The sequence below is a fragment of the Spirosoma koreense genome, assembly GCF_054777875.1.
In genome coordinates this window covers 2,655,671-2,680,207 of the sequence record NZ_BAAHAC010000022.1, presented here as the reverse complement: position 1 = coordinate 2,680,207, position 24,537 = coordinate 2,655,671, and the positions used below count along the sequence as shown (strand labels likewise).

Genomic DNA, 24,537 nt, shown 5'->3' with positions numbered 1-24,537 from the left:
TACGTCTTTATCTTATAGTAGAAACAATAATGCTACTTTGTCGACCAACAGAAAACACGATTTATGCGGAAGATTTTCAGAACAGAGCCTATAGCTTTACCGTCCAATCGATAATCGATGCCAAATCGACACCGGAACCGCTCGTCGTGTGTGCCTCAGCGGGTTATTCGCTGACTACCACAGCGGCTGATGAGCCCCAAAGCGAACAGACGCTTCCGTATCATGAACAGGCTCCGGGTCGTTGGGAAGCGTCGGGCCGGGTGACTATCGTGGCTCCTGACGAATCGTTAGGCGACGGGACTATCATGGTTCGGGATGCCCAATCCGAAACGGTTACCTTACCGCTTATGGCTTCGACCGGCAGGGAGTTGCTGGCGATACCACCATTGGCGATCAGCACCTCCTCGCTGGTGTTTGAGTCGACCCGCTCTGGAACGCCGGCGTTTCAGGTAGTGCGGCTAACCCAGCAGACCAGCGAACCCGTCACGCTGACCACCGATACTCCCGACTATTTCCAGCTGGCCAGTGACAGCCGTCCAACTTTTGCCTCCAGTCTGACCCTCGTTCCTTCGCCGACGGGCTCCTACGTGCACGTACGGTATCAGTCCGACCGGCCGGGCTCCCACCAGGGGCAGCTCGTCATCGATCAACCGCAGCAGCCAATCACCGTTACCCTTTCGGGACATAGCACGGGCCTACTGTCCGGTCTGGTACTTAAACAGCCAGGACCGACCCGCCACTGGGCCCTCGGCGTGTTCACCCTGCTGCTGACTTGTAGCCTGGCTTACATCGACTACGCCAACCGGTATTCGCTGTTTCCGGCTCTGGTAACGGCCAACAGCCGCCCGGCCCATAGGCATTCGATTTCCCGAAAACCAGTCAGCATCGAACCGGCAACCGTTCGGGCTAGTGCTCCCGTGGCCACTTCGAAACGCAACCTGCCGAAGCATGCTGCGGTGGTGAATCCCACCGACCTATCCACTCAGCCTACCGTCAGCCCCGATGTCCGTCAGCCGGCCGACCGGAAGGTAACGGAACCGACGGAGTATATCCAGGCCATGGATAACCGCCCTCCGGGCCAGGCAGCTACCGAACCACCGACGCAAGAAAGTGAACTGGAACGGGCCCTGAACAAGCCTGAATCCCCCCAGCCGTAAACATAATCCACGTATACTCACTTTATGAAAGAACCAACTACCTGTATTCGCCCCTGTCTGGCACCTCCTACCCTGATTCCGTCCTTACCGGGCTGAGCAGCGGCAACTGTCCGCAATCCAGCAAGTAACCGACGGCGCGAAGGGTATGTGCGCCGACCTATTGAATAACCATCAACGAATACTCAACCCATATTTTTGTATGGCTAAACAAGCTACTTCCCGACGCCGAAAAGTGCGTCAGTTTCCTATCCTGATCGTAGAGGACAGTGCCGACCAGTGGCTCATTATCCGGTCGGTGCTGACCCAGTGCTTTCCGGAGGTCGAACCGATCTGGATGAATAACGCAGCTCAGGCCATCGTTTATCTGGAACGACATGCCGAGGACACCGATCATTTACCCCGTATGGTTTTGTCGGACTTGTACCTGCCCAGCCGGGAAGATGGTCTGTCGATTCTGGAATTCGTTAAAAACCATACGTTTTACCGGAAGCCGCCCATCATTATGCTGAGTTCGTCGCAGGCCCCCGAAGACATTGCCGAAGTATATTCGTTCAGCGGGACATCTTACATCGTTAAGCCGAAAAGCTACCACGAATGGCTGAACAGCTTCTACGCTTTCCGGCGATATTGGTGGGACCTGGCCACCTTACCCATGCGACCGTAGTGAAGCCAGGTGCGCTTACTACAGCGGACGGGCTGTTTATCATCTGTGCCCGGCCTTTCTTCTATCCACACCGATCAGTTAGCCAAAAATGATTCATTCGCCACCGGCCAGGGCGACAATTTGGCTTGATTACCCATAAAAAAAGCCGTCTGCTACGCTGAACCAGCGTACCAAACGGCCTGAGTCGACCAGCGGACCGAGTAGGTCAGCGATCCACTTTCACTAATTTCTCGGACCGGTGAGTCCCATCCGCGTACTGGACATGCAGAATGTACTGTCCGGTTGGTAACTGGTTCCCGAACGGCACCGTCTGCCCCTGCCGGATATCAGTCAGTTGAAGCCGGTCCCGACCCATCAGATCGAACACCCGAACGGCCTGAATATCCCCGTCGGCCGCGAACGTAAACTCATCGTAAGTAGGCACGGGATACACGATCTTACCATCCGTTTTCCGCACAAACGTACTGCCCTCCGAATCGGCCGCTGCCGACCGGGCACTGGCTTCCTCCCGAAACAGGATAGCCGAGGAAAAGGGCAAAAGGGTGATCTGCCCACTATACACCTGATTTTTAACATCCCGGTACGAAGCACTCAGCGAAACCGTCTTGGTCTGCGCTGTCGGATTGAACACGATCTGAATGTAATCGTCCGGATTTTTGGCACTGGTCGACACCTCCTGCATAGTCAGGTTGTCGAGCCAGACCGTTTGCCCATCTTCATCGACCTGAACGATTAGAAACGTATTCGCCTGGTCGGCCGTTGCGGTCAGTGTCAGATCGAACCGCTGCCGAGTCGAACCAGCCAGTAAGATGGTTCGGGCCGACTGGTCCTGATAGGGCGAATCGCGCTGACGCAGATACACCTGTAGTCGTTTGTTAGCCCCAGACGCAATGGCGTCGAACTGAACCCGGTAGGTCTTCGCCTTACCGATACTACCGATGTAATTGGTCGCGATCATGTAGGAGTCCGAGCGGCCCGAGCTGTTGGGAAAGCTTACCTGCAGGCTACCCCCGTCCAGTTGCCCCGTACGCGCCTGCCCGCCCGTCGACTGGTTAGCCTGACTGTTTCCGTAGGGCGACCAGGTCGACCAGCCTTCTGCCCCACTGGTAAAGGTATTGTTGAGCCGCTGCCCACCGGCTGTTACCTCCTGCAGGTTGATGTTGTCGAGCCACAGGGTCTTGCCGTCTTCACTCACCTGAAAGCTCGACAGCGTATTGGCCTCATCGGCCGTACAGGTCAGGTTAATATCGAAATGCTGACGGGTCGTGCCCACCGACACGGTGGTACGGGCCGATACATCCTGCCAGGGGGAGTCGCGCTGGCGGATGTAGACCTGGACCTGTTTGCCGCTGGCCGATGCGATGGCGTCGAACTGAATCCGGTAGGTGCGGGTCTTGCCCACCGCCCCGATGTAGTTAGTCACGATGGCGTACGAATCCGAACGACCCGAGTTGCTGGGGAAGCTCACCTGCAGGCTACCTCCGTCCAGTTGCCCCGTTGTCTGGCTGGCCTGGCTGTTGCCGTAGGGTGACCAGGTCGACCAGCCTTCCGTATTACCCGAAAAGCTGTTATTCAGTTTAGTGGCGCCAACTTCCTGCAGGCTGATGTTATCGAGCCAGAGGGTCTTGCCATCTTCACTTACCTGAAAGCTCGACAGCGTATTGGCCTCATCGGCCGTACAGGTCAGGTTAATATCGAAATGCTGACGGGTCGTGCCCACCGACACGGTGGTACGGGCCGATACATCCTGCCAGGGGGAGTCGCGCTGGCGGATGTAGACCTGGACCTGTTTGCCGCTGGCCGATGCGATGGCGTCGAACTGAATCCGGTAGGTGCGGGTCTTGCCCACCGCCCCGATGTAGTTAGTCACGATGGCGTATGAATCCGAGCGACCTGAGCTGCTGGGGAAACTTACCTGCAGACTGCCCCCATCGAGCATATCCCCACCGCTCTGCCCACCACCGACCTGAATAACCTGCCCGTTTCCGTACGAACTCCAGTTCGACCAGCCTTCGGCATTGCTGGTGAAAGTGTTGGCCAGCTTACTGGCTACGGTCCCGGTAATGGCCGTCGATTTATAGGTGATGGGGCTACTCTTGGAAGCGCCGTCTTTCTGATAACGGGTCTGCCATTCGCTCAGTGCCAGATCACTACCGACAATGCTGGTGCCGCTTTTATTGACCGCCCGGATGGTCGACACATCGTTGAACGGCCGGGCGTAGTAGTTGTTGTCGAAGGAACCGTAGCTGCCCAGATCACTATCGTTCGACTCGTAGCGGGCCACGATCTGAGTGCCGGGTTTGCTCACGAAAATATTGTTCTGCACCAGATTGGACCGGGCCGCGCAGCCCCCGTTGGCCGGCCCGATGAGCAGCTGCCCTTCGCCGTTATTGTAACTTGTGTTGCCCTGCAGGGCAATGTTCGTGGTGGCGTGCAGGTAAAAGCCGATTCCCGTACAGTTGAATACCGTATTTCCCTGAACATTGGCGTTCTGCGTACAATCGTCGAGGTAAATGCCGTTGGCCCCCGAATACGAATCGGCGGGCGCTCCTTCGGGCGCTCCGATCGCGTTGTACACGATGTTCGACAGAATGTTCAGGTTAGACATGGCGAGCCGGTTGCCATTCCAGATGTAAATACCCCCGCCGTCGCTTTTGGCCAGGCAGAAATTCGAAACCGTATTCCGCTGGATGGTCGTATTGACCCCAAAGTTGATTCCGTGGTAGCCGATGCTGTCGACTACGTTCCCTTCGATCAGGGTGTTGGCGTTGGCCTGCGACAACAGCCCGATTGCCTGACCGTCTCCGCTCCGGCTTCGCCCGGCCACCAGCCCCACACTCCGGATTGTGTTGTTACGAACCGTCAGGTTCTGGTACGGCTTGACGGTCAGACCATTGTTGTTGATTTTATAAAATAAATTACTTTCCAGCACTACGTTAGCGCCTGACCCATCGATGTGAACCCCATCCTCGCCTGCGTTGGTAATCTCATCGGCCTGCAATGTGAGGCTGGAACTGTTCAGCGCATACACATTAGATACACGGGCCTGGGTGATGGTCAGGTTCTGAATAATGACCGCCGACGCATTTTCTACCCGAATTGCTTCATCGTAGGCCGTAGCCGTGATGGTTTGACCGTTCGGATTGGTAGTACTGTACAGTAAAATGGTTTTGGTGGATGGATTATAATACCACTCCCCCGACTGGTCCAGCGTGGCGGGGTGATTCTGAATAAAGAAGCCCCAGCCATCCGACAGATCGTAGTTGGATGAATTACTCAGACTAAGGGTATTGCCATTCTGCTGGGTAATTGTGGCCCGGTCGGTAATCCACTTCTGCGCCCGAACTACCACTTCTCCCCCTGTCCAGTTGGTCGACAGTCCCTGCTGGCTGGTCAGCTGCGTTTTTCCTGAGTGCGACTGTACCGTTAGATACCCTTTGTTGGTCGTATTCAAATTAGGGAAACGGCCCAGCGGCAGCGCGACCCCGTTGTTGTATACACCAGATACCCGACTTCCGCCCGCCTGAAACGACGCTTGCCATAAATTGGCACCTACGCTTGTCCAGTTACTGACCAAGGCCGAACCGGCCAGTACGGGTCGGGCCCCACTGCCGTAAGCATCGATACCGATGGGCGCTCCTGAGGTTCCGGATTGGTTGATAACTAATGTTCCCCGAAAGGTGTCGCCCCGCCTAAACTGGATCACATCGCCGGGGCGCAGGGATAAACTATTGACTTTAGCCAGTGTCTGGAAGGGATTGGCCGACGATCGGCCATCGTTATTGTCGTTTCCGTTGCTGGCGACAAAATAATTGGTCTGTGCCCAGACCCCCTGGCCAACAATGCTGAGTAAGACGCATAGCAAGCCCCGCCAGACAGATCCCCAGTAGCCCATACATTTAATTTGCATAAATTAATACCGATAAAGTACAAGTTTAAAAATACAAATCAATAGTAACATTTGAAAGGCTACAAAGATAGGGGTAATAATGTTTTGATGAAACGGTTATTTATTTATTATACGGTATAAACAGCTTTTTTTTTGCAGTTTATATGCACTGATACCCTGGTCATAACTCGTATAGAGCCTACCGTAGACTCCGCCCCGTATCCTAAGTTTTTTCGGATACGGTGTTTTTTTAGGTCCCTTTGGCAAACAAAAACCCTGCCTTCCTTTTTAATCAGGGTATAGCATTTGCTGTGCTCATGCCGTTTCAGGCCGCTGGTCTGCCCACATGCTTATTTTTCCCATACCTGCTTGTAAGCAATACATCGATGACTGATAGCCGAACAGACTACCTATGGTGGCAAAAAGGAGTTATCTACCAGATTTATCCCCGCTCGTTTCAGGACACCAATGGCGACGGAATCGGTGATTTGCCTGGGATATTGCAACGACTGGATTACCTCGCTGAACTTGGCATCACGGCCGTCTGGCTCTCACCGATTTACCCCTCCCCCATGGCCGATTTCGGCTACGACATCGCTGACTACCAGGGCATTCATCCGCTGTTTGGCTCACTGACTGATTTCGATGCGCTGGTATCGGCCGTGCACGAGCGGGGTATGAAACTGATTCTGGATCTGGTCCCGAACCATACCTCCAATCAGCACCCGTGGTTTCTGGAGTCCCGTTCCTCGCGCGACAATCCGAAACGGGACTGGTACATCTGGCACGATTGCCTGCCGGGTGGAAACGCCCCAAACAACTGGCTCAGTGTTTTCGGCGGAACCGCCTGGGAATGGGACGAGGCCACCGGGCAATATTATTACCACGCGTTTCTGAAAGAACAGCCTGACCTGAACTGGCGCAATCCGGCGGTACAGCAGGCTATGTTCGACGTTATGCGCTTCTGGCTGGACAAGGGCGTTGATGGCTTTCGGGTGGATGTGATGTGGCACATGGTCAAAGACAAAAACCTGCGCGACAACCCGGTCAACCCGGATTACCAGCCGCACATGGCGACCTATGAGCAGCTGCTACCGGTGTATTCGACCGATCAGCCGGAAGTGCATGAGCTGGTGATGCAAATGCGGCAGGTGCTGGACAGCTATCCGGAGCGGCTGATGATCGGCGAAATTTACCTGCCCATTCACCAATTGGTCACCTATTACGGCATCGACGGGAAAGGAGCGCATCTTCCCTTCAATTTCCAGTTACTGCTGCTGCCGTGGGAAGCCCGTTCCATTGCCGCAGCCATCGACCAGTACGAAGGGCTGTTGCCCGTTGGTGGCTGGCCGAACTGGGTACTGGGCAATCACGATCAGCCCCGCATCGGCAGCCGTATCGGGAAAGAGCAGACCCGGGTGGCGGCTCTGCTGCTACTGACCCTGCGCGGTACACCGACCATCTATTACGGCGACGAAATCGGGATGCGCGACGTGCCGATTCCCTTCGACGAGGTACAGGACCCCCAGGGGCTGAATATGCCCGACAAGAACCTCAGCCGCGACCCGGCCCGGACCCCCATGCAGTGGAGCAACCAGCCGAACGCGGGCTTTACCGAAGGAACCCCCTGGCTGCGGCTCGCCCGCGACTACGGCCGGGAAAACGTCTGGCTTCAGCAGGAAGACCCGTACTCGATGCTTTCGTTTTATAAGCGGCTGATCAGGCTGCGCCAACAGGAACCCGCCCTGATGGTGGGCGATTACCTGCCGGTTTACTCAGACAATCAGCTCATTGCCTACATCCGGCAACTCGATGGTCACCCCCGTTTTCTAATTCTGCTGAACTTAAGCCATCGCCCTGGTTATTTCAAAGCCAAAGACAGTTCCCTCCACGGAACCGTCGAACTGGCTACGACGCCCGAGTGGGAAGGCAACCGCGTGGGTGACACCATCAGTTTAAGTGGCGACGAAGGCATACTGGTGCGACTCGATTAATCAGGCTATCATGAAAACGATTGGCGCAAACTATACCGGTGGAGGGCAGTGTACCTTTACCGTCTGGGCTCCCGAAAAAGAATCGGTAACCCTGCACATTGTGCACCCCAGCGAACGCGAACTGGCTATGGAGCCCGGCGAAGAGGGGTATTTTCAACTCACGCTGGACGACATAGCGCCCGGCACGCGCTACTATTTCAAGCCCGGCACGAAGGAAGACTGCCCTGACCCGGCTTCTCATTTTCAGCCGGAAGACGTGCATGGGCCGTCTGAAGTGGTCGATCATTCGGCCTATCCCTGGGGCGATCAGGCCTGGCGCGGACTCCCTTTTTCAGATCTTGTTTTCTACCAGATTCACGTGGGTACGTTCACGCCCGAAGGCACTTTCGACGCCATTATGGCTCGGCTCGAAGACCTGGCCAAGATCGGCATCAACGCCATTCAGCTCCTGCCCATCTGCCAGTTTCCGGGCGAACGCAACTGGGGCTACGATGGGGTTTACGCTTACTCGGTTCAACACTCCTACGGCGGACCGGAGGCCCTGAAACGCCTGGTCGATGCCTGCCACGCGCGCAAAATGGCCGTTTTCCTGGATTTGGTTTACAACCACCAGGGGCCCGAAGGCAATTACCTCCCGGAATATGGGCCTTATTTCACCGACAAATACCACACGCCCTGGGGCAATGCAATCAATTACGATCGGGAGTGGTCGGATGGTGTCCGCGATTTTTTTACCAACAACGCCCTGTTCTGGTTCGACCAGTATCACATCGACGGGTTGCGGCTCGACGCCATCCACGAAATCTTTGACCGGGGGGCCGTTTCGCTCTGGGAGCTTCTTCACCAGAGAGTCAGGCAGTTGGAAAAACAGCTGGGCCGTTCGCTGTACCTGGTTGCCGAATCGGACCTCAACACACCCAGAGTCACCCAATCGCCCGAGCAAGGCGGCTTTGGCTTTCAGGCTCAATGGCTCGACGATTTCCACCACGCGTTGCATGTGCAGATTTACAAGCCCGACCTGGTACGCTACCCCGACCACGGACGCATGGAGTCTCTGGCCAAAGCGTATACCGACGGATTTGTGTTCAGTGGCGATTATGTCCGAGCCCGGAAGCGGACGTTCGGGCGCCCATCGGTCGGGGTGCCGGGAGACCAGTTTGTGGTGTTTAACCTCAACCACGATCAGATAGGCAATCTGACGGGAAAAGAACGACTGGCGTTGCTGGTCGATTTTGAGCGACAGAAAGTAGCCGCAGCAGCCGTGTTGATGGCCCCCTACGTGCCGCTGCTGTTTATGGGGGAAGAGTACGCCGAAGAAACACCCTTCTATTATTTCGTCAGCCATACCGATCCGGAACTGATCAAAACCGTAAAGGAAGGGCGAAAGAAAGATTTCGCGAGTTTCGTAGGTACCGAGCCCCTGCCAGATCCCTTCGATGTGGCCACCTTTACGGACTGTAAAATCCAGTGGCACCAGCGTACCGAAGGCCGCCACCGAATTATGCTGGACTGGCATCAGACCCTGATCGGACTCCGCCGGTCGGACCCGGCGCTGCGGAATCTGTACAAGTCGGATGTGCGCGTCACCGTGCTGGGTCAGCAGGGGTTCGTGCTGCACCGGCAAACGCGGGATGGGCAGCAGCATCTAACCGTGCTCTTTAACCTCTCCGACCAGCCAGTTTCGTACGAGCTTCCCGTCTGGGTAGCATCCTGGGATAAACTTCTCGATTCGAAGGAAAAACAATGGCTCGAAAAAGGCCCGCAGGCGAAGCTCCTGCCCGCAACGGCCGAGCCTGGCCAGCAGCTCAGGCTCCCGCCCTGCAGCGTTACGCTCTATACCGGCCGGCTCAGGAACGACGTTTAGGGGGTTACTGGATGGCCGGCACCCATTCCACGCTTTCGCATACGGTACAGGTATCGGCCGTGGTAGGGCTGGCTCCCGGCTGTAGGTGCCCACACCGGTGACAGACAAACTGCCCGTCGGGTTTCTGCTGCTGATCGATGAACACCGTATCCCACTCGGGCAGTACGGAGAGTCCGGGTTTGGGTTCCTGTTCTTTGATGAGCGTAAACGAGCCGTTGGCTTCCATATAAAATCGTTTGACCTCCCCCAGGTGTAGGAGCCCGCTGGAGCGCAACTGCGCAAAAAGCAGCTCGTGCGTAATCAGGGTTGTTTCCAGACTGTCCAGTTGAATCACCGAGTTCTCGATCAGCGTACTGCGGTCGCCCTGGGAAATGGTTTCAAACCGCTGATTTTTCGCGGCCCAGTAGGCCACTATCCGCTGGGTGAACACCACGACGATCCCAATGATGTAGGCGGGCAGCAGCCCCCGGTGCGCATCCAGAATCGGCACCCCGATAGCGGCCGCCATCGATACCATGGCGGCCATTTCGTTCCGGCTCAATTGAGACGCCATCCGCCGACCCATCAGCCGCAGGGCCAGCACCAGCAGCAGATAAACGGCCGCGGCCCGGATCAGAATTTCTACGTAAAAGATTCCTGGCACCTCGCCGACCAGAATCCGCAGCCAGTCGTAAATAAAAATATCTTCTTTTTTCATCGTTGCCTTAAAGTATGGCTTCCGTCCATTGATTGGCCTGACAAACCGGGCAGGGCCCTGGCTCAGGCTGGTCATCCGTAGTATTACCGCAGTTCATGCAGGCCAGGTGTTTTTCGGTTGGGTGCTGATGAATAGACTGAATTTCTGCATCCGACGGCGGCAGCAACGACAGGCCGGGTTTCCCTTTCTCGTCCTGGTAAATGCTGAACATACCGTAAGCTTCCAGGTACAGGCGCTTTACCTTGCCCAGGTTGTACACGTTTTCGCTCCGCAGAGCCGCGTAAACCTGCTGATGCGAAAGCCGGTTACTGGCCATGACCTCCAGCTGAAGGATGCCATCCTTGACGACCGCCGTTTCGGTTCCCTGAATAATTGTTTCGGCTTTACCGCTTCGGTAGCCCCAGAAATTTAGCCCCCGCAGAAACAGCAGCGCACAGACCAGCGCCAGCAGCCCCGACAGCAAGCCCCGGTCGGGCAGTTGCATGGCGGGCGACACGATGGCTCCCATGGTCAGCATGACGGAAAGCTCCAGATTGGTGAGCTGGCCGTTCATTCGTTTGCCAAGCAACCGCATGACAATCAGCAGCGCCAGGTAGATCAGGATCGTCCGGATAAACACCTCAATCAGAAATTCGGCGGGCGCATCGCCCAATAGGATTCGTTCCCAATCCCCTAATCTTATCTCCTCTTTTTCCATAAAGCCCTAACTTTTGGTGTTGTTGAATTGATTGGTTCAAGCGAAAAAATCCTGATTTATTTATCCAGAATGTCCAGTAAGTCTTATTGGCAGACCAGTAGCTCAAAAAAAAAAGCGTTAACGGCAACAGAGTCGGTCATCAGCGGGTTGGTTAAAGAGGTCTCCAGATACCAGCCCCCTACTCCGTTATGAAAAAACTTTGGCTTATTTTATGCATCAGTACGTTTGCCGCCTGCCGGCAGGAGGCTTCCGACGCCGAACGCGCTGACGCTCCACCCACGCCCAATCCAACCGATTTCATCCAGGAGCTGTGGTACAAAAACGGGCTCGTTTACAGCGTCGATGTCGAGGTGTTTAAAGACTCCAATAACGATGGTGTGGGCGATTTCAACGGGCTGGCTCAGCAGCTCGACTACCTCAACCAACTGGGCGTATCGACCATTTGGCTGGCTCCGTTTCAGCCCACGCCCAATCAGGACGATGGCTATGACATTGCCGATTTCTACGGTATCGATTCCCGCCTGGGTACGAGCCAGGATTTCGACGCGTTTATCCGGCAGGCGGGCCAGAAAGGCATCCGCGTGATGATGGACCTGGTGACGAACCACACCTCCAACCAGCACCCGTGGTTTAAGCAGGCCCGCCAGCGCAAAGATTCGCCCTACCGCTCCTGGTATGTCTGGTCGAAAGAGCGACCTAAAAAGTGGGACAAAGGCATGGTTTTTCCGGGGGTCCAGAAAGACGTCTGGACCTTCGATCAGCAGGCCGGCGAATATTTCTACCACCGCTTTTATGATTCTCAGCCCGACCTGAACATGCAGAACCCGGCCGTGCAGCGCGAGATGCGCAAGATCGTTCGGTACTGGCTCGACAAAGGCGTTGCCGGGTTTCGCGTCGATGCAGTTCCGTTTCTGATCGAAGTAGCCAGTGCGGACTTCGACCCTGAAAAGCCCCAGCATCAGTTCGACATCATCACGCAGTTGCACCAGTACATCCAGTGGCATAAGCGCGACGCTATTCTGCTGGGCGAAGCCAACGTCGACCCCAAGGAGCAGGAACCCTACTTCGGCAAATCCGGAGAGAACATGCAGACGATGTTCAACTTCTTCGTCAATCAGCACCTGTTCTATGCCCTGGCCACCGGCGAAACCAAGCTGCTGCACAAAGCCCTGAACGACACAAAGAAAATTCCACCCACGGCCCAGTGGGCGCATTTTCTACGCAACCACGACGAAATCGACCTGGGTCGGCTGAGCGATACGGAGCGCGGCAAAGTATACGCCCGGTTCGGTCCCGACACGACCATGCAGCTCTACGACCGGGGTATCCGACGACGGCTGGCGCCCATGCTGGGCAACCGCCGGTTGGTCGATCTGGCTTATAGCGTGTTGTTTTCGTTACCCGGCATGCCTGTCATTCGCTACGGCGAAGAAATCGGTATGGGCGACGATCTGCACTTAAAAGAGCGGCTTTCGGTCCGAACGCCCATGCAGTGGTCCGACGCGCCCAATGGCGGATTTACGGCCACCGCCAAACCCGTACGTCCCATCATCAGTCAGGGACCCTATGCCTACCAGCGGGTGAACGTAGCGGCTCAACAGGCCGACTCGTCGTCGCTGCTGAAAACGGTTATGCGCTTTTCCAGCCTCCGCAAGCAGTGCCCCGAGATCGGCTGGGGCGATTGGGAACTTATCGACACCGGTTCGCAGCACGTAGTAGGTATCCGATATACCTGGCAAGGCCATTCCCTTATTATCCTCAGCAATTTTAGTCCGGACGCCCAGTCGTGTCAGTTAAAAACTAAACTGAACACCAGCAGCCGGTTCATCAATCTGATGGATACTACCCTAACCGCCGTTGATCAGGCCGGAACCCTTTCGGTTCAACTCGCGGGCTATGGATACAAATGGTATCGGCAGAACCGGTAGGCAGCTGGCTATTGCCTTACGTTTCATGATACAACCTATTACCGAAGGAAAGCGGTCGCTGGGGGTAACGTTCTCCAGCAGCGGCCAGGCCGACGTACTTGTCTGGGCCCCCAAACCAAACCATGTAGCGCTCAAACTCACTGACACGTCTGAAACCATTCCGCTCCAGGCAGACGAACTGGGCTACTGGCACCTGACGACCCCACAGCTCAAACCCGGCAGCCGGTATGTGTTTGTGCTGGACGATAAAAACGAATGCCAGGACCCGGCCTCACTCGCTCAGCCCGAGGGCATTCAGGGACCTTCTCAGGCCGTCGATACGGCGGCTTTTCCCTGGGAGGACCAGCACTGGGCCAACCCGGCGCTGGAATCGTACCTGATCTACGAACTGCACGTGGGTACGTTTACACCCGAGGGAACCTTTGCCGCTCTGGAACACAGACTGGACTACCTCAAAGCCCTCGGCGTCAACGCCATCGAGATCATGCCGGTCGCTCAGTTTTCCAACGCCCGCAACTGGGGCTACGACGGGGTCTTTATGTACGCTACCCAGAATACCTACGGCGGAGCCAGGGCGTTGCAAAGTCTGGTCAATGCCTGCCATCAAAAAGGCATTGCGGTCGTACTGGACGTAGTCTACAACCATTTTGGTCCCGACTGCAACTGCCTCACTGATTATGGCCCCTACCTGACCGGCAAATACTGTACGCCCTGGGGCGACGCGGTCAATTTCGACGATGCCTGGGGCGATGGTGTTCGACGGCACGTCATCGAAAATGCGCTGATGTGGTTACGTGATTTTCACATCGACGCGCTGCGGCTCGATGCCGTCCACGCCATCAAGGATTGTAGTCCGGTGCATATCTTGCAGGAGATACGCGAACATGTCGACCGGCTGATGCAGGCCACCGACCGGCAGCATTATCTGCTGGTGGAATGCGACCTGAACGACCCCCGGTATATCAACCCGATCGCCGAGGGCGGTTATGGCATGGACGCCCAGTGGATGGATGAGTTTCATCATGCGCTGCGGGTGACGGTGGGCGAGGAAAAAACGGGCTACTATGCCGACTTTGAGGGCATCAATCACCTGGCCAAAGCGTATCGGGATGCTTACGTATATGATGGACAGTTCTCGACCGTTCGTCATAAGTTCTTCGGCCGAAAAGCCGATAACAATCCGGGGCATCAGTTCATTGTGTTCTCCCAGAACCACGACCAGATCGGTAACCGGATGCTCGGCGAACGGTCGAGCCAGCTTTTCAGCCCGACTATTGTGAAGGTTATGGCCGGGGCGGTACTGGTCAGTCCGTATATCCCCCTGCTGTTCATGGGCGAAGAGTGGGGCGAGTCGGCTCCTTTTCTGTATTTCGTCAGTCATTCCGACCCGAAGCTCATCGAAGCGGTTCGTCAGGGCCGGAAGGAAGAGTTTTCGTCGTCTGATTCCGATGATGACGTTCCTGATCCGGAGAAGAAAGAAACCTTTCAGGAAGCGAAACTTAACTGGAACTCACTCACCCAGGAGCCCCACCGAACCCTGCTGCGCTATTACCAGACACTGATTGCCCTCCGGCAACAGCTCCCAGCCTTATCGACGCTGAATCGCCAGCAAATGGACATAACCGAAAATGAAGATCGGCAGACCCTGATGATCCACCGCTGGCACGGCGATCAGCACGTGCTGTGCCTGATGAACTTCTCGTCCGAACCGCAGCCGATCGGCCTGTCAGCGCAGGGGATTCACTGGAGAAAACTACTGGACTCGACCTATTGGCGGGAGGATGGTTACCAGGTGGTTGACTCAACCCCGGAATCGGTGGCGGGCGAAAGTACCCTGACATTACCCCCGGAATCGTTTATTCTGTATAGCTGCGGGCACGAAAACCTGGCTTACACCCTTCCGGAACCAATCATGGAATCCGTCTATCTTGTCTGACAAAACCGCGGCCGCTTCCGATACTCAGCGCCTGAGTATCGGAAGCGGCCGCGGTTTTGTTTATAAATGAACCAGATAGTCCGTCAGGCGTTTCCACTGAAACTCCTGATAAAACAGCCAGCCCCCTTCCGCAATGACCGTATTGATGATCGCCCGGTCGCCGGCTTCGGGCTGCTGATTGTTAATTCGCTCCTGCCGGCCGATCTCAGAAGCCCGCACCATCTGCCCAACGAGCTCCACCCGAAAGGTGCTGCTGGCCTGCGGATGGAAGAAATGTTCCACTTCCGCCGTTCCCTGTTCTCGGGGGTCCTGACTCGGATGGACCGTGAATTCGGCCCGGTTTTCGTCCCGGATTAGATCCGTGATCCGGACCCAGTTTTTGGGTAGTGGTCCAGGCAATTCGATCCGGATTGAATCACCCACCTGTGGCTGCGCACCAGTTTTAGGCTGACCAGCCGAATCGAACAGTTGAAAATCGGCAGTGAAGCTGGATAGTCCGGACCAGCCGTTGACGTTCATCAGTTTTTCGACTGAGCGCTCAAACGCTTCCCGGGCGGTTGCGTCGTCCGGAAACGACTGCTCACTGACGTAGGTCATGTCTTTATGCGTCAGCCCCTGGGCTGCTTTCGCTTCGTGCTCGATTCGGTTGGTTATTTCCTGATCTTTCATACGGTAAGTACTGAAGTAAATAGTTTAGAATATGCTGTGCCGACTATTTAGTCAGCATGACAAAAAATGACCTAACGTATTTCGATAACCTGTTTTTTTTAGCTAAGTAGATTACCGAAAATACATTAGTAATAACTTTCAATTTTAAGAATTTCCCGCTCAATAAGCGGAGGAACTACCTGTCGATCCGGCAACAGCCGGGGCATGGCCTTGATAGCTTCCCAGAACCCCGTCCGGATGTTTCGATCCCGGCCGATCTGCTTCAGCATCAGCCAGGTGTGACGCATCGCGTAGTAGGCCGGGCGACGCAGCCAGTAGTACCAGAGCGTATCGCGGGTGATGTGGCGGGTGCGCAGGGCCAGATTCCGGATAGGCGACGGATAGTGATGCGCCACCATATCTTCGGCATAGGCCAGGCTCCAGCCTTTGGTCCGCATATCGACGGAGAACAGCCGTTCTTCGCCCGCCACGGCAAATCGTCGGTCGAACCCGCCGATGCTCAGATACGCTTCCCGCCGGACCACCACGGCGCAGCACACGAAACCCAGCACGGCGGGTCCGGGTAATGGTCGCGGATCGGCCAGCGGACTGTCGCGCATGGCCCAGCAGACCGAATCTACTTCTTCCGAATCGCCGATGAGAATTTTACCCGCCAGTACGCCCAGGTGCGGATACTGGCGGAAATACAGGACCGCCCGACTCAGGGCGTCTGGCTCCCAGAACGAATCATCGTCGCAGAAAGAAACAAGGGGGGTCTGCGCCATCCGGACACCGTAATTTCGGGCCGCACACCACCGGTTCTGCTCAAGCGGCAGCACCTTCACCGCCGGAAAAGCGGCTCTGACCCGTTCGGGAGTTCCATCGGTGGAGGCATTGTCCACGACGATAATGGGTGGTTGCTGGGGCAGTGTCGTCAGCTTACCCAGGGTCCATAATAATGTGTCGATCCGGTTGCGGGTAATCACCACAATGGTCACCTCATCATGCATAGGATTATCAAGGGGTTAAAGTCAAACGCAATCCCTTTGCCGGGTGGTTAGCCAGACAAAGGGACTTTTTATTCAGGCGTAAATGACGCCGACCCATCAGGACCGAACCGGCGTCGGATGCGATCGGTCGGGTCGGGTCAGTAAGGTTTGCCGCTGCTGAATGGCCAGCAGCATCAGTATGGCCGCCAGCAGGATCATCAACCCGCCCGCCAGTTCCGTCGGTATCCGTTCAGACGGGGGTGACAATAAGCTGTAAGCCAGCGCGATCGTCGCCAGCACGTTGAGTCCATGCAGCACATTTCCCCGCAGGGTCCGGGGCGGCTTTACGCCCGACAGCATGGAGGTGTACATGGCCTGCACGGCGTGAATACTCGCGTACATCACCGCCCAGAATCCGAAAATTTCCGGTATCAGGGAGGTCTCTTTCGTAGCGTAGAGCAGAAACGCCAGTCCGAAGCCCACATCGAATACGCTGCGTACCAACTCCATGAAGTAACTTCGGTCGGCCCGCAGGGCTAACAGCGTATAAGCACCCCCGAAAAGGCCCGCCAGGATAAATAATCCCCCCAGAATCTGGGCAGACACCTGCGTCAATGAACCGTCGGCGAGCAACAGGCTTATGCCGATGCCGGCGTACATCGATCCCTGAGCCATCGTTAACCACCAGTGTTTTGTCGGATTTACCTGTTCCATATCGTTGAGTTCACGTGTTTACTGACTAAACTACCCTTCGCCTAAAGGCTTATCAATTGTAAGGAAACGGGACCGCCCTTTGGCAACGGCTCAATAGCCTGGATTCTGCTGAAGCAGAGCGTTGTTGTTGATTTCTGTCTGCGGAAACGGGAACAGCAGGTAGTTGACGTCGCGTGTGCCCCGCATCTGCTGAATGATATCCAGGGCGGTAACGGGATGGTCGACGCTCGTATTACCGATTTCCTGACGAGCGTACCGGAGCAGGTCGAACCAGCGTTCACCTTCGAACGCCAGCTCCAGTCGGCGTTGCCAGTCGATTTCGGTACCGAGCGCCTGCTGCGAAGGCACATCCGCCAGGGTCAGCGCCGACAGGCCCGCCCGCGTCCGAACCGCGTTCAGTCGGTTGAGCGCATCCTGATTCGGGCCGCTCTGCTCATTGACGGCTTCGGCGTACATCAGCAGATCGTCGGCCAGCCGCAGCACGTAGTAACTATCCGGGCTATTGAAGGCGTTGGGACCACTACGCTACGTATACACAAACGGGCCATCATCGAAGTATGGGTCGATCCCGACCAGGCGCCAGCTTCGCCGGATAAAGTGCTGAAGAACAATTTTTAAGCTAATGCGTGGGCGAGGAATGCGCATGGCTGGGGTGAGCCGACTTGTCTACCGTGAGCTGCCGGATTTCGCCCTGCTGCCAGGCGTTCGCTCCCGGTTGGATCGTCGGCGTCGGGATGTCGGCGCGGTTCTTCCGGTTTTCGGCAGTGGACACCCCAAAGCGCCGGTCGCGGTCAGCCACCATCGGCGGGTGGATCAGGCCGTCTTTGGTGAATCCCATCATAATCAGCGGGTGACCCAGCGGCAGGGTCAGGTCCTGATCGGTATGCCAGGTATGGAAGGTTTTGCCGTAGGTCGACACCAGTTTTTCCATCAGCTCATGCTCGGCCAGTTGCGGTATGCCCGGCGCAATCAACTCCCCCGATTTCACTTCATAGACGTGACTGTGCCAGAGCTTTCGCTCCTCGTCAGGCAGGGTTTTGAAGAGCTTTTCGGAGACAATGTATTCGATGCCCATGATTTTGGCTTTGTCGGTGTTGCCATCGTAAATCACACACTGGGTCAGGTCGTCGTTGATGGCCGAGCAATAATGGTGGGCTTCCATCTGCGCATTGGGGTCGCCATTGTAGAAATGGAACCCATCCAGGTACATGTTCAGCTGATTGAGGGGCGTCTTGTTCTGAAGCAGGTCGGCGCCCGCTTCGAGCACTTTTGTTTTGGTGTCTTTCCCGGCACCGGGCGACTGAACGTTGGATGAGGTGTTATTTCCCCCACATCCCAGCAGCAGGAACGAAACCAGGAGCAGGTTTGCCTGAAGTGTAAAGTTTCTCATGGGTCATGTCGTCTTTGAAAGCATAACTGCATGACCGGTCCCACAGGCCGACACGGGACAGTAAGTGAGGTTATGGGGTAGCAGCGGGCAAACTAGTCTAACGACTATTTCTGGTGTGCCAACGGCCGGGGCCATACCGTCGGGATACCGATCTCAGCAGCGCTTTTGCGGCTTACAAAATCATCATTAAAGCACATATATATTTTTAATCATTTTACTGTCAGTGCGTTATCTGACGCTTCTGGTCCTTCATGATTTGAAAAAATTATGACTTTTTTTAGCGTATGGACCGTATGCTCACATTTTAATAAATACAGACCTATCATAAGTACACAAATAATTTCTGCTGGTTTTCACCCTCGGAAGTCATGTTTTACTCAACAAATCATCTTCTCAAATGAAAAAAAGTGAACAGTTACCAATCAACAAAACCACTCCCAGTATCCCGGCCATTCCGTCCGTCGAACGGCGCATGTTTCTCCGGCAGGCAGGGTTAGTATCGGCAGCAACCGCTGCGTTTTTGGCTTCCTGTACCCGGGAGTCGCTCGTCGATCCGAAAGCGGGTCAGGGCGCTGGCCGACTGGGGTACGGTATCACCCCGGATGGAGCCATCGATGTAGGTGAGGGCGATATCGGCATTTCGAACCTGGCGTACGCGCTCGATCAGTTGGAAACCGCCTTTTATGCCACCGCCCTGGAAAAAGGATCGGGCCTGAGCGCCGAAGACCGCAAAGTGCTGGCCGAACTGCATGACCACGAAGTAGCGCACCGCGAATTCTTCAAGGCGTTTCTGGGTGGGTTTGCCATTCCGATGCTGGACTTCGACTTCAGCACCATCGACTTCAGCAACCGCTTCTCCATCTTCGATGCGGCTCAGCAGTTCGAAAACGTTGGGGTGGCTGCTTTCAACGGCACAGGGCCGCTCATTCATGATGTAGAAGTACTGAAAGTAGCTGGGAAAATGGTATCCATCGAAGCTCGCCACGCTACGCTGGCCCGCCATATGATCGTACCTAAAAAGCAGTTTACACTCGCTCACGAACTAATCGATATGACAGGTCGGGACTGGTCGCTGACACCTCCCGAAGTTGTGGCCAAGGCACAAAGTCACATCAAACAGAAATTGAGTGTAGCTAATCTCCCAACCTATTAACCGCGATTTTATATGAACTTGTTTTCAATTTTATCTGATCTTGAACAACGCGATGCGGAGAACTTCGATAAATTCATGTTTTCGCGACGCAAGCTTCTCAAACGAACAGCCCTGACGGCTACCGCCACGACGGGTCTGCTAGCCACCACACTCAACAAAGCATTTGCGGCTGACAGCGCCGTGGTCGATGTGCTGAACTTCGCGCTGCTGCTGGAGTATCTGGAAGCGGAATTTTATGCCAAAGCCGTCGATCAGCCCGGCCTGATTCCGGCCAGCGATATGGAGGTTTTCAAGAAAATCGGGGAGCACGAAAAAGAACACGTCGAATTTCTGAAATCGGCCCTGGGGGGCAGCGCTATTGCGAAACCTGCGTTTGACTTTACGGCGGGCGGTAAATTCCCAACCGTCTTCTCCGATTACCAGACGTTTCTGGTGCTTTCGCAATCGTTCGAGGATCTGGGCGTCCGCGCGTACAAAGGGCAGGCTCCCCGGCTTATCGGCAACCGCGACGTGCTGCTGTCGGCCCTGAAAATTCACTCGGTAGAAGCCCGGCACGCGGCTGAAGTCCGCCTGATCCGGGGACTGCGCGTATGGACATCGGAGCAGGAAACCGGTGGCGCTCCGGCAGCCGTGTATGCTGGCGAAAACGAAATGAAGGTGTGGCAGGCTCCTATTGACCTCCCCCCGCTGGTTTCTCCCTTCCTGAAACAGAACGATGGTAATGTGGGGCAGACTGCCGAACGGGTTGTCCGCGAAGCCTACGACGAACCGCTGACTAAAGAGCAGGTGACGGCCATTGCCGGTCCGTTCATCGTTGCAAATAAGTCGTAACTTAATACTAAATAAAAAAGGATGGGTTCTGACGAGCCCACCCTTTTTTGTTGTCAAGCCTGTTATTGCTTGTAACTCACCCGGTAAATCACCCCGTTGTTGTCTTCCGAAAAGAGCAGTGATCCGTCCGGTAGGGTGGCGATACCCACGGGTCGGCCAAACTGGCCCTGGTTATTGTTTACCAGAAACCCGGTCACAAAATCGTCGATGCGTGTGGGCTTACCATTTTCGAAATGCACCCGCACGACCTTATACCCCGATGGCTGGGTGCGGTTCCAGGAGCCGCGCATGGTAGCAAAGGCATCGTTCTGGTACTCAGCCGGGAAGTTACTGGTTCCTCCGTTACTGCCCGTATAAAAGATCATGCCGAGCGGAGCCGCGTGGGCATCGTACGATAAGCTGGGCAGGGTCGTTTTGGCCAGGATCTGCGCGTAGGTCGTGTCGCCCATCGGACGGGGATGCGGATTGTAGTTGCCGTCGCCGTAAATGTACGGCCAGCCATAAAACGCGCCCTGCTTGATCAGGTTCAGCTCTTCTTTCTGCTGTTCGTCGCCCAGCCAGTCGATACCGTGGTCGAAACCGTAAAGTTCCTGGGACTGCGGATGCCAGCCAAACCCAATGGTGTTGCGCAGGCCTTTGGCATAAATAACCCGCCCGGACCCGTCGGGATTGGCCCGCAGGATCGTCGCGTTTTCGGGATTGGTGTCGGCGCAGGCATTGCAGGTGCTCCCAACGGTGATGTACATGTAACCATCGGGGCCAAAGGCGATGGTCCGGTTCGGGTGCTGACCGGCGTCGGGCAGATTCGTGATGAGCGTCTGCGGGGTGCCGAGCGTACCGTCGGCGTTGATATCGGCCCGATAGACTTCATGAATCGCCACCAGATACAGTTTATTGGTGTAAATGGTAATCCCATGCACGTCTTTGATCGTGGCGACGACCTGTTTCTGATCGGCTTTTCCATCGCCGTTGGTGTCGCGCAGGAGCGTTACTGTACCCGCGTCGCGGCTTGTCACGTACACATTTCCGGAGCTACCGACCGCCAGCATTCGGGGTTTACCCATCTGATCGGCAAACTTGGCAACGCTGAAGCCAGCCGGTAGCTTAAGCTGCGCTATCCGCTGATCGGTGGCTTCTACCAGCGCCGGTTCGAACACGTTTCCTTCTACCTGGGCCGAGGTCGGCTCTTTATTGGTTTCGGGGATTTTAGCGTCGTACACCTCATCTTTGCTGCAACCAACCAGCAGTGCAGTAGCAACCAGGCCAGACATGACGGCTGGCGGAATTCGCTTTGTGAACGAATGTTTCATTTTGTGAGCGTTGAGTAAACTAATTGAGGACGGCGGCTTACCACTTGGAAGAGCCATTAAAAAGGGATTAAACAGCTAACCCTCTACTCCCGATAACTTCCTTAACTTTTTCATGTTCATGAGCAAGTGGCCCGCCGAAAGTCGTCAGCCAGGCAACCAGCTATCTTCCATAATCCTCAAAATCAGGTGTTTAACAAATAAATAGTGTAGTGAATCCTACTTACTAACGAGTGGGCCATTGGCTAACTAATACGAATTCTGTCTCTTCTTCATCAGAATTGGCTAATCCAAAGCAGTTTTAACAGGTTTATTCTTAAATGTTTTGATTTACTCAACTTCAAGTCTCAATTGATTTATGAAAGCAGCTGTGTTCCACAAAGTGGGCGACATCCGGTACGAAACCATGGATGACCCCAAAATTGAGCAGTCACGGGACGTTGTGCTGCGGATTACTTCCACCGCCATCTGCGGGTCCGACCTTCACATTTACGACGGCTTTCTCCCTCAGCTTCGCAACGAGGTGCTGGGCCACGAGTTTATGGGTATCGTAGAAGAGGTGGGGTCTGAAGTTACCAATTTCAAGAAAGGCGACCGGGTGGTGGTGCCGTTTACCATCGCCTGCGGCAAATGCTTTTTCTGCCAGCATCACCAGGAGATGCACTGCGAAAACTCGAATCCGGAATTCTATGGTCCCGATGGTGGGCTACTGACAGAAAAAGGCGGTGGCTTATTCGGCTATTCGGATCTGTACGGGGGCTACAACGGTGGGCAGGCCGAGTACGTCCGGGTGCCTTACGCCGACTACGGCCTGCGTCACGTACCGGAAAGCCTCAAAGATGAGCAGGTCCTGTTTCTGTCCGATATCTTCCCGACGGGCTGGAGTTCCATCGAATGGGGCGAACTGAAAGGCGGAGAAACCGTGGCCATTTTTGGTTCGGGTCCCGTGGGCCTGATGGCACAGAAATCGGCCTGGATTCAGGGGGCCGGGCGCGTCATCGCGATCGATCCGGTACCGTACCGGCTGGAGCGGGCCAGACGGGTAAATAAAGTCGAGACGCTAAACCCCAACGAAGTCGATGTGGTCGAAGTCATCCGCAGCATGACCGAAGGGCGCGGGGCCGACCTGTGCGTAGATGCCGTGGGCATGGAAGCCGATCGCTCGGTACTCGACAAAGCCAAAGCCCTGATCAACGCCGAAAAAGGCACCATCAGTGTGCTGGAGCAGTGCTTCCGGGCGGTTCGCCGGGGCGGCATCGTCTCCGTCGTCGGGGTGTATGGCACCCCCTTCGATAACTACTCGTTAGGGCGAATTTTCGACAAGGGGATCACCTTACGCCACGGCCAGTCGTATGTGCACAAGAACATCGACCATCTGCTGGATCTGGTCGTACAGGATAAGGTCGTCCTGGATGACATCGTCTCGCACGTCTTACCGCTGACGGAGATTTCCCGTGCCTACGACATCTTCAAAAAGAAAGAAGATGACTGCACGAAAGTGATTCTGAAGCCCTGACCATTTTAAACAACTCAACGATGGAACCAAACAATCAAGGAAAGACCGCCCTCATTACCGGGGCTTCCAGCGGTATTGGCCGCGAGCTGACCCGCCTGTTCGCCAAAGATGGCTATCAACTGGTGCTGGTGGGCCGTAACGAAGAGTCGCTGCAACAACTGGCGTCTAACTTTTACAATCAGTACGGCACCCAGACTACGGTCCTGATCAAAGACCTGTCGGACCCGAAAGCGCCCGAAGAAATCTATTCGGAAACCCAGGGCAAAGGCATTCAGGTCGATGTGCTGGTCAATGATGCAGGGTTTGGCGAGTACGGCCTGTTTGCCAGCGAAACCGATCTGCAGACCGAACTAAACGTGGTGCAGGTCAACGCCGTAGCCCTGATGCACCTGACCAAGCTCTTCGTGAAAGACATGGTTGCCCGCAAAGACGGAAAAATCCTGATGCTGGGCTCGGAAGTGTCGGTCGTACCCAATCCTATGATGGCGGTGTACGGAGCGACCAAAGCGTTTATCAAATCGTTCTCCGAAGCGATCCGGAATGAGCTGAAGGGCACTAACGTAACGGTTACGGTCCTGATGCCGGGAGCCACCAACACCAATTTCTTCAAAACCGCCGGTGCCCAGGACATCAAAGGCGCTGACCCGCAAAAAACGGCCAGCCCGGCCGACGTAGCGAAGGCAGGTTACGAAGCCCTGATGAGCGGTGATGATCATGTCGTGGCTGGGTGGATGAACAAAGCCCGGGTAGCAATGGGCCATCTATTGCCCGATCCACTGCTGGCCGCCAGCACCCGCAGCGACATGGAACCCAAAGAGCAGGCCGACCAGCAGAAAAAAATGCAGACGCTGGGGCTGGTCATCGGACTAGGCGTACTGGGCGGCCTCTGGCTGATGTCGCGGCAGAAAAGCTACTCGCTGGTCAGCCCGTACGACAAAGCCAAATACCGTTATAAAGTGGGAGCTGGAAAACGGGCGGCCAAAGGTGCACTGACGTCGGCCACTACGTCGGTCAAAGAAGCGTACGGCAAAGCCAAAGATGCCGTAGAAGAAGCCATTGGCTAATACCAGTTGCATTTAAATAGCCCCGGCCTCTTTTCCCGTCAACTGAACTGGAAAAGAGGCCGGGGCTATTTAAAAGGTATCAATTCCCTAAAGCAAACC

Annotated in this window: 19 protein-coding genes; 10 read left to right on the top strand and 9 right to left on the bottom strand. The window is 55.5% G+C overall.

The features are described 5' to 3' along the window. The first annotated feature begins 29 nt into the window (after nucleotides 1–29). Complete coding sequence (locus tag ACYVC2_RS24620) at nucleotides 30–1,157, top strand: hypothetical protein (protein ID WP_461106778.1); 1,128 nt, start codon at nucleotides 30–32, stop codon at nucleotides 1,155–1,157. A 199-nt stretch (nucleotides 1,158–1,356) separates the two neighbouring features. Next, the gene (locus tag ACYVC2_RS24615) at nucleotides 1,357–1,821 is read left to right on the top strand and encodes a response regulator (RefSeq protein ID WP_461106776.1); all 465 of its coding nucleotides are present in this window, start codon (nucleotides 1,357–1,359) and stop codon (nucleotides 1,819–1,821) included. A gap of 205 nt (nucleotides 1,822–2,026) precedes the next feature. Here ACYVC2_RS24615 and ACYVC2_RS24610 read toward each other — a convergent pair whose 3' ends face one another. Then, complete coding sequence (locus ACYVC2_RS24610) at nucleotides 2,027–5,731, bottom strand: right-handed parallel beta-helix repeat-containing protein (protein ID WP_461106774.1); 3,705 nt, start codon at nucleotides 5,729–5,731, stop codon at nucleotides 2,027–2,029. A 365-nt stretch (nucleotides 5,732–6,096) separates the two neighbouring features. Here ACYVC2_RS24610 and ACYVC2_RS24605 point away from each other — a divergent pair, with 365 nt between their 5' ends. Together ACYVC2_RS24605 and treZ (ACYVC2_RS24600) are read left to right on the top strand one after the other, a co-directional pair. Beyond that, nucleotides 6,097–7,704, top strand: coding sequence for an alpha-amylase family glycosyl hydrolase (locus ACYVC2_RS24605; protein ID WP_461106772.1), 1,608 nt, complete (start codon nucleotides 6,097–6,099; stop codon nucleotides 7,702–7,704). A 10-nt stretch (nucleotides 7,705–7,714) separates the two neighbouring features. Then, the gene (gene treZ / locus ACYVC2_RS24600; protein ID WP_461106770.1) at nucleotides 7,715–9,568 is read left to right on the top strand and encodes a malto-oligosyltrehalose trehalohydrolase; all 1,854 of its coding nucleotides are present in this window, start codon (nucleotides 7,715–7,717) and stop codon (nucleotides 9,566–9,568) included. Between the two features lie 4 nt (nucleotides 9,569–9,572). On the opposite strand, the gene ACYVC2_RS24595 is transcribed toward treZ (ACYVC2_RS24600), so the two are convergent. Together ACYVC2_RS24595 and ACYVC2_RS24590 are read right to left on the bottom strand one after the other, a co-directional pair. Beyond that, nucleotides 9,573–10,265, bottom strand: a complete 693-nt coding sequence (locus tag ACYVC2_RS24595; RefSeq protein WP_461106768.1) for a DUF421 domain-containing protein — start codon at nucleotides 10,263–10,265, stop codon at nucleotides 9,573–9,575. Between the two features lie 7 nt (nucleotides 10,266–10,272). Further along, a complete protein-coding gene (locus ACYVC2_RS24590; protein ID WP_461106766.1) occupies nucleotides 10,273–10,962 on the bottom strand; it encodes a DUF421 domain-containing protein in 690 nt (229 codons plus the stop codon). Nucleotides 10,963–11,150: 188 nt separating this feature from the next. Between ACYVC2_RS24590 and ACYVC2_RS24585 the strand changes: the two genes are divergently transcribed. Then, complete coding sequence (locus ACYVC2_RS24585; RefSeq protein ID WP_461106764.1) at nucleotides 11,151–12,890, top strand: alpha-amylase family protein; 1,740 nt, start codon at nucleotides 11,151–11,153, stop codon at nucleotides 12,888–12,890. 25 nt (nucleotides 12,891–12,915) lie between these two features. Further along, nucleotides 12,916–14,826, top strand: a complete 1,911-nt coding sequence (gene treZ, locus ACYVC2_RS24580; RefSeq protein ID WP_461106762.1) for a malto-oligosyltrehalose trehalohydrolase — start codon at nucleotides 12,916–12,918, stop codon at nucleotides 14,824–14,826. Between the two features lie 60 nt (nucleotides 14,827–14,886). Here the strand turns inward: treZ (ACYVC2_RS24580) and ACYVC2_RS24575 are convergent, their stop codons facing one another. The 5 genes from ACYVC2_RS24575 to ACYVC2_RS24555 all read right to left on the bottom strand — a co-directional run bounded on the left by ACYVC2_RS24575 (nucleotide 14,887) and on the right by ACYVC2_RS24555 (nucleotide 18,567). Further along, complete coding sequence (locus tag ACYVC2_RS24575; RefSeq protein ID WP_461106760.1) at nucleotides 14,887–15,495, bottom strand: hypothetical protein; 609 nt, start codon at nucleotides 15,493–15,495, stop codon at nucleotides 14,887–14,889. Between the two features lie 125 nt (nucleotides 15,496–15,620). Continuing rightward, nucleotides 15,621–16,484, bottom strand: coding sequence for a glycosyltransferase family 2 protein (locus tag ACYVC2_RS24570; protein ID WP_461106758.1), 864 nt, complete (start codon nucleotides 16,482–16,484; stop codon nucleotides 15,621–15,623). Between the two features lie 96 nt (nucleotides 16,485–16,580). Then, entirely contained in the window at nucleotides 16,581–17,177 is a 597-nt protein-coding gene (locus ACYVC2_RS24565) for a hypothetical protein (protein ID WP_461106756.1), read from the bottom strand. Between the two features lie 90 nt (nucleotides 17,178–17,267). After that, complete coding sequence (locus ACYVC2_RS24560; protein ID WP_461106754.1) at nucleotides 17,268–17,660, bottom strand: RagB/SusD family nutrient uptake outer membrane protein; 393 nt, start codon at nucleotides 17,658–17,660, stop codon at nucleotides 17,268–17,270. 136 nt (nucleotides 17,661–17,796) lie between these two features. Next, a complete protein-coding gene (locus ACYVC2_RS24555) occupies nucleotides 17,797–18,567 on the bottom strand; it encodes an OBAP family protein (RefSeq protein ID WP_461106752.1) in 771 nt (256 codons plus the stop codon). A gap of 397 nt (nucleotides 18,568–18,964) precedes the next feature. Here ACYVC2_RS24555 and ACYVC2_RS24550 point away from each other — a divergent pair, with 397 nt between their 5' ends. Both ACYVC2_RS24550 and ACYVC2_RS24545 read left to right on the top strand, forming a co-directional pair. Next, complete coding sequence (locus ACYVC2_RS24550) at nucleotides 18,965–19,720, top strand: ferritin-like domain-containing protein (RefSeq protein WP_461106750.1); 756 nt, start codon at nucleotides 18,965–18,967, stop codon at nucleotides 19,718–19,720. A gap of 12 nt (nucleotides 19,721–19,732) precedes the next feature. Then, nucleotides 19,733–20,551, top strand: coding sequence for a ferritin-like domain-containing protein (locus tag ACYVC2_RS24545; RefSeq protein WP_461106748.1), 819 nt, complete (start codon nucleotides 19,733–19,735; stop codon nucleotides 20,549–20,551). Between the two features lie 62 nt (nucleotides 20,552–20,613). On the opposite strand, the gene ACYVC2_RS24540 is transcribed toward ACYVC2_RS24545, so the two are convergent. Next, entirely contained in the window at nucleotides 20,614–21,861 is a 1,248-nt protein-coding gene (locus tag ACYVC2_RS24540) for a PQQ-dependent sugar dehydrogenase (protein ID WP_461106746.1), read from the bottom strand. A 355-nt stretch (nucleotides 21,862–22,216) separates the two neighbouring features. Between ACYVC2_RS24540 and ACYVC2_RS24535 the strand changes: the two genes are divergently transcribed. Both ACYVC2_RS24535 and ACYVC2_RS24530 read left to right on the top strand, forming a co-directional pair. After that, nucleotides 22,217–23,374, top strand: coding sequence for a zinc-dependent alcohol dehydrogenase (locus ACYVC2_RS24535; RefSeq protein ID WP_461106744.1), 1,158 nt, complete (start codon nucleotides 22,217–22,219; stop codon nucleotides 23,372–23,374). A 20-nt stretch (nucleotides 23,375–23,394) separates the two neighbouring features. Then, a complete protein-coding gene (locus tag ACYVC2_RS24530) occupies nucleotides 23,395–24,438 on the top strand; it encodes an SDR family NAD(P)-dependent oxidoreductase (protein WP_461106742.1) in 1,044 nt (347 codons plus the stop codon). The last annotated feature ends 99 nt before the right edge of the window (nucleotides 24,439–24,537 follow it).

Coding starts and splice junctions, on each gene's coding strand:
- ACYVC2_RS24540 (WP_461106746.1), bottom strand. CDS start 21,861: ATGAAACATTCGTTCACAAAGCGAATTCCGCCAGCCGTCATGTCTGGC.
- ACYVC2_RS24575 (WP_461106760.1), bottom strand. CDS start 15,495: ATGAAAGATCAGGAAATAACCAACCGAATCGAGCACGAAGCGAAAGCA.
- ACYVC2_RS24590 (WP_461106766.1), bottom strand. CDS start 10,962: ATGGAAAAAGAGGAGATAAGATTAGGGGATTGGGAACGAATCCTATTG.
- ACYVC2_RS24620 (WP_461106778.1), top strand. CDS start 30: ATGCTACTTTGTCGACCAACAGAAAACACGATTTATGCGGAAGATTTT.
- ACYVC2_RS24550 (WP_461106750.1), top strand. CDS start 18,965: ATGAAAAAAAGTGAACAGTTACCAATCAACAAAACCACTCCCAGTATC.
- ACYVC2_RS24545 (WP_461106748.1), top strand. CDS start 19,733: ATGAACTTGTTTTCAATTTTATCTGATCTTGAACAACGCGATGCGGAG.
- ACYVC2_RS24595 (WP_461106768.1), bottom strand. CDS start 10,265: ATGAAAAAAGAAGATATTTTTATTTACGACTGGCTGCGGATTCTGGTC.
- ACYVC2_RS24530 (WP_461106742.1), top strand. CDS start 23,395: ATGGAACCAAACAATCAAGGAAAGACCGCCCTCATTACCGGGGCTTCC.
- ACYVC2_RS24535 (WP_461106744.1), top strand. CDS start 22,217: ATGAAAGCAGCTGTGTTCCACAAAGTGGGCGACATCCGGTACGAAACC.
- ACYVC2_RS24570 (WP_461106758.1), bottom strand. CDS start 16,484: ATGCATGATGAGGTGACCATTGTGGTGATTACCCGCAACCGGATCGAC.
- treZ (WP_461106762.1), top strand. CDS start 12,916: ATGATACAACCTATTACCGAAGGAAAGCGGTCGCTGGGGGTAACGTTC.
- ACYVC2_RS24585 (WP_461106764.1), top strand. CDS start 11,151: ATGAAAAAACTTTGGCTTATTTTATGCATCAGTACGTTTGCCGCCTGC.
- ACYVC2_RS24615 (WP_461106776.1), top strand. CDS start 1,357: ATGGCTAAACAAGCTACTTCCCGACGCCGAAAAGTGCGTCAGTTTCCT.
- ACYVC2_RS24610 (WP_461106774.1), bottom strand. CDS start 5,731: ATGCAAATTAAATGTATGGGCTACTGGGGATCTGTCTGGCGGGGCTTG.
- treZ (WP_461106770.1), top strand. CDS start 7,715: ATGAAAACGATTGGCGCAAACTATACCGGTGGAGGGCAGTGTACCTTT.
- ACYVC2_RS24565 (WP_461106756.1), bottom strand. CDS start 17,177: ATGGAACAGGTAAATCCGACAAAACACTGGTGGTTAACGATGGCTCAG.
- ACYVC2_RS24605 (WP_461106772.1), top strand. CDS start 6,097: ATGACTGATAGCCGAACAGACTACCTATGGTGGCAAAAAGGAGTTATC.
- ACYVC2_RS24555 (WP_461106752.1), bottom strand. CDS start 18,567: ATGAGAAACTTTACACTTCAGGCAAACCTGCTCCTGGTTTCGTTCCTG.